Below are 3,276 nucleotides of genomic sequence, written 5' to 3'. Positions count from 1 at the left end.
CATTCCGAACACGGAAGTTAAGCTCTTCAGCGCCGATGGTACTGCATGGGAGACTGTGTGGGAGAGTAGGTCGCCGCCGTTTTTCTGGTAAAAGGCCCCAATGAGCTTATTGCTTATTGGGGCCTTTTTTTTACATGGAACAGGTGCCTTACATAAAAGACTTTATATTACATATAGTTAACTTTGTTTTTCGCTTTTATTACCATCTAATTCCTTGTTTTTCCCTATTTTACCCGTTATAAAAGTGCTGTTTACAGGTCGTTCCGGTTATTTTCATGCAGTTGCCGTATTTTGCGACAATATCCGGAGACGAAACAGATAAATTCCATATCTACCATTTTATGAACATACTGATATATGGCAGCACGCGAATAGGTAAAACCGTGGCCACTGAACTCTTCCGTGATCACGATATTACTCTCATGGACGAGCCCCCTCACCTGCCCGATGGTTTCAACCATCTCGATATACGGTATATTTGCGGAAACGGAACAGATATCAAAGCGCTGCAAGATGCCGGTATTGCAAAAATCGATCTTTTTATTGCCTGTTCCGACCTGGATGAAGCTAATATGGTCGCCTGCTGGACCATCAAAAAGATCGTCAATATAGAAACCATCTGTTTCATTCGCAGAGCAGATCTGTTTCATAATATAAACTCCCCGTCACATACCGCCTATCACACTCCATACGATATCGATACCCTGATCTGGCCGGAACAACTATTGACCCAGGATATTTTCAGAACTATCTCTGTTCCTGAAGCATACGAAGTTGAATACTTTGCCGGGGGACGGATAAAACTTCTTGAATACAAAATCACCGGTGATTCACCAATCTGCAATAAACGGATCAGTGACTTTCCCTTTCCGGCTGAAGTTCTGGTTATTGGTATAATCAGGGATCACATTCTCTCAATTTCAGACGGTAATACAATTATTCAGGATGGTGACAAGGTTGTATTTATGGGAAAAAGCTCCGGAGTGGACCGTCTGGCTGCCCTGCTTTTCGAAACCAGTAATCCCATAAAAACCGCAACAGTTATAGGCGGTGGCAATGTCGGTTACATGCTTGCTGTTCTCCTGGAACAATCTCATATAAAAGTGAAAATAATTGAGGCCAATCCAGAACGGTGCCTCTTTCTTGCAGATACTCTTGCAAGTTCTCTTGTACTTCAGGGCGATGGTACAGATCTCGAACTGCTGGAAACTGAAACAGTGGGCGATGCTGATGTCACCATCTGTGTTACAAACAATGATGAAAAAAACCTTCTCTGTGGCCTACTTGCAAAACAGCTCGGCTCAAAAAGAATCATAACCAGGGTCGGAAATATAAGAAATGCTGAGCTCTTTGAACGGGTGGGAATCGACGTAGTGGTCTCTCCCCAGGATTCCGCATTAAAAGAACTTCTGAATAAACTGCAGAAACCTGACGTTAATATACTGGCACGCATTGAAAGGGGCCAGGGTGAAATCCTGCAGATCACCCTGCCGGAATCCTTTAAAGAACAGAAACTGATGGACCTTAAACTCCCTGCAAAGGCCATAGTAGGCGTAATTGAACACGACCACAAACTGACTATCCCTAACGGTCAGTCAATAATCCGTGCCGGAAATAAGCTGAAAGTGTTTGCCATGGTCAATGACGCTGAAAGCATAAAATCATTTCTGCTCAAATGAAAGTCTCCGTAATTTCCAATGCCCTGGGTCTGGTTCTCACCGCTTTTGGTGTTATTTTGTTTTCCCCTGTACTTATTGCGGTATTAGAAGATGAGTATTCTGCGATCCCGCCTTTTATTACCGCTGCTGTAATATCCATTTCAATTGGTATGTTCCTGCGCTGGTATGGTGGATTTTCTAAAAATTTCGACACCGTAAAAAAGACTGAAGGGCTTTTCATTGTTACCCTGGCCTGGTGTCTCACCGGTATCATGGGTGGTATACCCTATCTGTTTTTCGGCCTCTCCCCCCTGGACGCCCTTTTTGAATCAGTTTCAGGAACAACAACCACAGGAGCAACAATCCTGACCGATTTTTCACTCTATCCAAGAACATTTTTTTTCTGGAGAAGCCTTACTCAATGGTTGGGAGGCATGGGAATCATTGTCCTTTTCGTTGCTATTCTTCCCCAGTTCGCTGTGGCCGGCAGACAAATGTTCATCGCCGAAGCCCCCGGCCCCACTGAAGAAAAAGTAACTCCCCGGATTGCCCATACAGCAAAGGCACTCTGGCTGGTCTACCTTGTTCTCACTATCCTGGAGATCATTGCACTCTCCCTGTCAGGTATGGACGTTTTCGATGCATTCTGCAACACATTTTCAACAATGGCAGCCGGAGGATTTTCCCCGAACCCTCTTTCCATTATGGGATACAACAACCCGGCTGCTATCTGGATTATTACAGTTTTCATGGTTCTTGCCGGAAGCAATTTTGCCCTGCAATACAGGTTTATCATTCGGCGAAAGATTAATATCCTCCTTAAAAATGAGGAATTCCGGCTATACTGTTCCATTATTGGCGCAGCGTCAGTGATTCTGGCAGCAATCCTTTTTTTCAGCACAAATTCATCTTTTTCCAGTTCAATACGAGATGGTCTTTTTCAAGTAACTTCCATAATTACAACTACAGGATTCTCTTCAGTTGATTTTGCCCTTTGGGTTATCCCGGCCCAGGTCGTGCTCTTTACCATGATGCTTGCCGGTGGATGTGCGGGATCAGCAGGTGGCGGCGTGAAAATTGTCCGCCTCCTGGTCTGCTTTAAATACCTGAAAAAAGAAATTGTTAAAATCATCCACCCTAATGCCGTTGTGCAGATCAAACTGGACAAAAACACAGTCAGCGAAGATGTGCAACGGCAGATTCTCGTGTTCTTTCTTTTTTATCTCTGCCTCATGACCCTTTCAGCCATTCTTGTCACAATGCTTGAACACAGCGGGCTCATCGGACTTGTCGGCACTGCGGCAACGATCGGTAATATAGGTCCGGGGTTCGGTGAAATCGGACCCATGGGGACGTTTGGTAATCTCTCAAGCCCGACAAAAATCATTTTTATTGTCAACATGCTGGTCGGAAGGCTCGAACTCATTCCCTTCCTGGCCATGCTCCATCCAGATTTCTGGCATTTCAAAAAATAGACATTTTGCGAACATACCATCCGCCAGCCGATTCAGGTAAATCGGTAATGCTGTTAGTGACGTTTTGAAAATATTCAATCCAGATCCATATTATAGAATGTATTAATATGGTTTTTCCTCGATTTAACAGGTTTTTCAAAAAC

At 44.2% G+C, this 3,276-nt stretch carries 2 protein-coding genes and 1 rRNA gene; all 3 read left to right on the top strand.

Annotated elements, in window-relative coordinates; all coding sequences use genetic code 11:
• A 5S ribosomal RNA gene (rrf, locus tag ACXLDX_RS15670) occupies nucleotides 1–82 on the top strand; the annotation flags it as partial.
• Nucleotides 83–275: 193 nt separating this feature from the next.
• Nucleotides 276–1,679, top strand: coding sequence for a Trk system potassium transporter TrkA (trkA, locus tag ACXLDX_RS15665; protein WP_457578124.1), 1,404 nt, complete (start codon nucleotides 276–278; stop codon nucleotides 1,677–1,679).
• Nucleotides 1,676–3,133: a TrkH family potassium uptake protein gene (locus ACXLDX_RS15660; RefSeq protein WP_457578123.1), complete on the top strand. Its 1,458-nt coding sequence runs from the start codon at nucleotides 1,676–1,678 to the stop codon at nucleotides 3,131–3,133. The genes trkA and ACXLDX_RS15660 overlap by 4 nt, the downstream gene beginning before the upstream one ends.
• Nucleotides 3,134–3,276: the final 143 nt, after the last annotated feature.

The organism is Desulfomarina sp. (genome assembly GCF_054039375.1).
Note: the sequence above shows the minus strand (reverse complement) of the source record. Positions and strands in the feature narration are given on the sequence as shown.